The 5244-nt window shown below is 46.5% G+C and carries 7 protein-coding genes; all 7 read right to left on the reverse strand.

Annotated features, from left to right (window positions below; translation table 11 throughout):
• The coding region (locus B3182_RS13725) for an aminotransferase class III-fold pyridoxal phosphate-dependent enzyme (RefSeq protein WP_292753144.1) at window positions 1-634 on the reverse strand (634 nt) is incomplete at its 3' end.
• 87 nt (window positions 635-721) lie between these two features.
• Window positions 722-1054: a HesB/IscA family protein gene (locus tag B3182_RS13730; protein ID WP_292355953.1), complete on the reverse strand. Its 333-nt coding sequence runs from the start codon at window positions 1052-1054 to the stop codon at window positions 722-724.
• A gap of 4 nt (window positions 1055-1058) precedes the next feature.
• A complete protein-coding gene (locus B3182_RS13735; RefSeq protein WP_292355954.1) occupies window positions 1059-2201 on the reverse strand; it encodes a cysteine desulfurase family protein in 1143 nt (380 codons plus the stop codon).
• 18 nt (window positions 2202-2219) lie between these two features.
• Window positions 2220-2678 (reverse strand): Rrf2 family transcriptional regulator, encoded by a 459-nt coding sequence (locus B3182_RS13740; protein ID WP_292355956.1) that lies wholly within the window; start codon window positions 2676-2678, stop codon window positions 2220-2222.
• A 50-nt stretch (window positions 2679-2728) separates the two neighbouring features.
• Entirely contained in the window at window positions 2729-3523 is a 795-nt protein-coding gene (gene cysE / locus B3182_RS13745; protein WP_292355958.1) for a serine O-acetyltransferase, read from the reverse strand.
• The gene (locus B3182_RS13750; protein ID WP_292355960.1) at window positions 3520-4254 is read right to left on the reverse strand and encodes an RNA methyltransferase; all 735 of its coding nucleotides are present in this window, start codon (window positions 4252-4254) and stop codon (window positions 3520-3522) included. The genes cysE and B3182_RS13750 overlap by 4 nt, the downstream gene beginning before the upstream one ends.
• A partial coding sequence (gene queA / locus B3182_RS13755) for a tRNA preQ1(34) S-adenosylmethionine ribosyltransferase-isomerase QueA (RefSeq protein WP_292753131.1) occupies window positions 4251-5244 on the reverse strand: 994 nt, incomplete at its 5' end. The genes B3182_RS13750 and queA, both read right to left, overlap by 4 nt.

Consider the following 5244-nt stretch of genomic DNA (forward strand, 5'->3'; position numbering starts at 1 on the left):
CAATCACTGCCGCCAGCTGTTCATGGTTGGCTTCAATTAATGCCCGCATTTCAGCAATATCACTGTCCTGCCATTCAACATCGTCGCGACAGGTGGGGGCTGGAGCAAACAGATGTTGTGGAAGTACCTTGGCAAACTGGGAATGCATGCCATTAACCGGATCACAAACCGCCATCGCGCCGAAGGTATCGCCGTGATAGCCGCTTCTTAGTGAAAGCAGTTTCTGCTTCTCTGTTTTACCCTGTGCAAACCAGTATTGAATCGCCATTTTAATAGCGACTTCAACTGATACCGAGCCGGAATCAGCCAGAAAGACATATTGCAGGGCATCATCAGTGATATCGATTAAACGTCGTGCCAGACTGACCGCCGGATCATGAGTCAAGCCGCCAAACATTACATGCGACATTTTATCGAGTTGATCTTTAGCTGCTGCATTAAGACGTGGATGGCCGTAACCATGAATAGCTGACCACCAGGAGGACATACCATCAATGATTTCGCGACCATTAGCCAATGTTAAATACACGCCTTTTGCCGAAATCACTTCATGTAAAAGCGGCGGATTTTCCACGCTACTATAGGGATGCCACAAATGCTGCGCATCAAATTGCAGATTGCTTAGTTCGGTCATGGTCGGAATTAAATCACGCTTAATGGTGGGATAAAACAAAACTGCCCGTACTTGACGGGCAGTATTCATTATAAAAAATTAATCGTTTTATTTTGTCACGCTGAAGCTCTCACCACAGCCACATTCAGAAGTGACATTCGGATTTATGAATTTGAAGCTCTGGTTCAGTCCTTCCTTAACAAAATCCAAAATCATGCCTTCCAACAGAGGCAGGTTATCTTTATCTACCACGACTTTGACATCGTCCTGCTCAATAATCATATCGTTGGCCGCAACGCTATCTGCGTAATCAAGGGCATAGCTATAACCTGAGCAGCCACTTTTGACTACCCCGATTCGTAAGCCAATGCCACTGTCACGCTTGGTAACCATGTCGCGAACGCGTTTTACTGCTGATTGTGTCAATGTAATTGTTGTCATTTCATTACCTGTTCATCAAATGGTTAAAACGACTGGCTTCTTTTTCAATTACGACTGCCAGTTGTTCAATTTGTTCTGTAGTATTTTCCAATGAAACACTCACCCGGACAGCACCTAATGCCGTCATATCATCTACGCCCATGGCTTTAAGCACATGGCTTGGTATTTGTCGTCCCGTGCCACATGCTGAACCACTGGAAACCGAAAACCCCTTGCGATCCAGTGACATCAGTAAGGTGTCGGAATCAAAACCCTGTAATGAAAAAAACACTGTATTTGGCAGACGTTCTGTTGACTGTGCAAAAACCGTCACCCCGGGTATTTCGCGTAATCGAATTTCCAGCAAATCTCTTAATTCACGACAATGTTGCTGATAATGCGTTAATTGTTGCTTGGCTTTCTCAGCTGCCGCCCCAAACCCGACTATTGCCGCAACATTCTCGGTACCACTGCGCTTTTCGTGTTCCTGACCACCACCTAATACATATGCAGGCCAGTCCAGTTTTTTATCAACAATCAGCGCACCAACGCCTTTTGGACCACCGAACTTATGTGCAGACAGACTCATCATCTGAATCCCAGCCGCCTGAAAATCAATTTCCAGCTTACCGGCTGCCTGCACGGCATCACTGTGAAATACGATATCCCGTTGCCTGGTCAGTTCGGTTAATTGAGCAATATTCTGTATTACGCCAGTTTCATTATTTGCCCACATCACCGAGACCAGACGGGTATCGTCGGTCAGTAAGGTTTCAAATATCTCAACATTGATCAGACCATCAGCATTAACCGGAATGAACAGTACTTCAAAACCCTGCTGTTGTAATCTTTTGGCGGGTTCAAGCACGGCAGGATGTTCAGTACTGCCAATTAAAACGCGTCCGGAATCGTACTTCTGAGCAACGCCACCAATGGCCTGATTATTCGATTCTGTGCCACCACTGGTAAATATAATTTGATCGGTTTCTACATTTACCAAATTGGCGACTTGTTGTCGTGCATGATCAATTGCTGCAAGCGTATAACGACCAAAACGATGGCTGCTGGAAGGATTACCCTGTTGCTGTTTAAGATAGGGCAACATCATATCCAGAACGCCTTCAGCCAATCCGGTTCCGGCGTTATGATCTAAATAAGCAAAGGACATAAGACTCAGTAACGAAAATTAAAGTGCATCAAATTTGATGACTTTTTCGCTGTTACCCCGGTTGTTAAGATTTCGTTCGTAGTCACTTACCACATGATGCAAGGTGATACCTGCCAGATAGAGTCGAATCTGATCACTCAGGCTTTGCCATAACTCATGACTGACACATTGCTCATCAGCATGGCAGTTATGTTTGCCCTGACATTGCGTGCTATCCACTTTTTCATCAACCGCTGAAATCACATCCAACACAGTAATTTCGGTAGCTGCCCGACTTAAACGATAACCACCGCCAGGACCACGTGAACTGCTGACTAACCCCTGTTTCCGTAATCTGGCAAATAACTGTTCCAAATAGGAAAGCGAGATACCCTGACGCTCGGATATATCAGCAAGCGTGATCGCGCCGACACCGTAATTCAGACTTAAATCGAGCATTGCTGTCACAGCATAGCGACCCTTCGTCGTTAAGCGCATATTGGTTTCCTATCACAGACTATTCTGATAGTTTTCCATACCCGACTATTTTAGTCAACTTTAGCTGAATCCTGATCTTTATCCAACTCGCATCCTTCCAGTTCAGGCATCGAAACATCTGGCATTTCGCCGCCTAAACGATGAATTGTCTGGCACATGGAATCCATGCGCTTTTCCATTAAATGAATATGTTCAATCAATCCATGAATGGCAGATGCCACCGGATCCAGTGTTTGTGTTGAGGTACCATAAGCATCAAAACCAACGGATTGCGCCAGCTTTTCCTGGGCTTTTTTGTCGGGGTTCTTCTGGCTTCTGACCACTCGTCCAGGGATACCAACAACGGTTTCATTCGCTGCAACATCCTTAACCACTACCGAATTGGAGCCAATACGGGCTCCTTCATGAACAGTAATCGGCCCTAAAACTTTTGCCCCAGCCCCCACAACAACATTATTGGTTAACGTCGGATGGCGTTTGCCACCTTTCCAGGAGGTCCCCCCCAGTGTCACACCATGATAGAGCGTGCAATCATCACCAATTTCGGCTGTTTCACCAATCACCACGCCCATGCCATGGTCAATAAAAAAGCGCCGACCGATTTTGGCGCCCGGATGGATTTCAATTCCGGTCAACCAACGACCGATAGTCGACATAAAACGAGCCAGCCACATCCAGCCTTTTTTCCATAACCAATGGCTGAAGCGATGCAGTGTTAATGCATGCACACCTGGGTAGGTGGTGACGATCTCAAACACATTGCGCGCCGCAGGATCTCTGTCAAATACGCAGTAGATATCTTCTTTAAAACGCTGCCAGCGGGTCACATGTAATTGATCGTTCATTTTGTACTCCTCGCTTTGGTCTCTGCTGCACGCAAAATGCCATGCAAAATCTGAACTTCATTCCGGTCAAGATCTGCACGGTTAAATAAACGACGAATCCGCCGCATTAAATTACGTGGATTGCTCGGATCTAAAAAGCCGATGGTGGTCAGACTGCGTTCGAAATGGTCGTATAAATGCACCAGATCTTCGGCGTGAATGGCCTCACGTTCTTCACCCACACGACCTCGTTCAATGGTCGGATTGAAACTCATGCGTAATTCATATGCCATAACCTGAACCGCAGCAGCCAGATTTAACGAACTATATTCTGGATTTGCCGGAATATTTATCAAGGTATGACATAGATCCAGTTCGTCATTTGATAAACCGGAATGCTCCCGCCCGAATACAATTGCAATATGGGTATCATCATCATATTTTTCAAGCGAGGCAACCGCTTCACGCGGATTCATTAATGGCACTGCAAGGTGTCTGAGCCGGGCACTCATGCCAAACACATGCTGACAACCGGTTAATGCCGACTGCAGGGTGTCATGCACCACTGCTTTCGCCAACACATCATCTGCTCCAGAAGCCCGTGCTGTCGCCTCGGCACTAGGATAGATTTTCGGCGATACCAGATGAAGATTTGATAAGCCCATGGTTTTCATTGCCCGGGCAGAAGCACCGATATTACCTGGATGTGTGGTGCCAACCAGCACAAAGCGAACTTTGTCTAAAAGAGTCATGCAGTTTTCCTGGTGATAAACATGGCGTCACCGTAACTGAAAAAACGATAACGTTGCTCAATGGCGTGATGATAGGCCGTCATTATATGGTCGCGTCCGGCAAAGGCCGAGACCAACATCAATAAAGTCGATTCGGATAAATGAAAGTTAGTGACCATCGCGTCTACTGAACGAAACTGGTAGCCCGGATAGATAAAGATATCTGTTTCACCTGAATAGGACTCAATTTCGCCACTACGTGAGGCGCTTTCCAATGCTCTTACGCTGGTAGTGCCTATTGCAATAACTCGTCCACCTTTTTTGCGAGTTTGACGAACCTTTTCACAAACGGTTTCGCTAACTTCAATACGCTCGGAATGCATTTGATGCGTACGAATATCCTCAACCCGCACCGGCTGAAATGTTCCTGCTCCGACATGCAATGTGACTTCAGTCATGTCTATACCGCTATCGCGGATTCGTTGCATCAGCTCATTATCAAAGTGCAGCCCGGCTGTCGGTGCTGCCACCGCGCCAATTTGCTTGGCATAGACGGTTTGGTATCGATCCAAATCATTTTTATCAACTTCACGCTCTATATAAGGGGGTAAAGGTAATCGTCCGTATTGTTCGAGCGCCTCAATTACGTCGCCTGCAATATCAAACTTAAGTTCAAATAACGCATCCTGACGGCCCAGAACCTCAACACGAAGCTCGGTTTCCAAAATTAAAATTCGACCCTCTCCCGGAGACTTGCTACTGCGAATGTGTGCCAGAACGCGTTTATCGTCCAGGACCCGTTCTACCAAAACCTCAATTTTCCCGCCAGTTTCTTTTTCGCCTAACAGGCGAGCAGGAATGACTTTGGTGTTGTTGAACACCAGCAAATCATTGGGTTTGAGTAAATCCAGAAAGTCGCTGAACAGGCGATCTGCCAGCTCACCACTATTTCCATCAAGTGTCAGCAATCGGCTGGCAGTTCGGTGTTTGGACGGATACTGGGCGATTAAT

The sequence above is a fragment of the Methylophaga sp. UBA4204 genome (assembly GCF_002379485.1).
GTDB lineage: Bacteria > Pseudomonadota > Gammaproteobacteria > Nitrosococcales > Methylophagaceae > Methylophaga.

Bases quoted from the DNA above. Each gene is read 5' to 3' on its own strand.
- B3182_RS13750 (WP_292355960.1), bottom strand. From the start codon at position 4,254: ATGACTCTTTTAGACAAAGTTCGCTTTGTGCTGGTTGGCACCACACAT.
- B3182_RS13730 (WP_292355953.1), bottom strand. From the start codon at position 1,054: ATGACAACAATTACATTGACACAATCAGCAGTAAAACGCGTTCGCGAC.
- cysE (WP_292355958.1), bottom strand. From the start codon at position 3,523: ATGAACGATCAATTACATGTGACCCGCTGGCAGCGTTTTAAAGAAGAT.
- B3182_RS13740 (WP_292355956.1), bottom strand. From the start codon at position 2,678: ATGCGCTTAACGACGAAGGGTCGCTATGCTGTGACAGCAATGCTCGAT.
- B3182_RS13735 (WP_292355954.1), bottom strand. From the start codon at position 2,201: ATGTCCTTTGCTTATTTAGATCATAACGCCGGAACCGGATTGGCTGAA.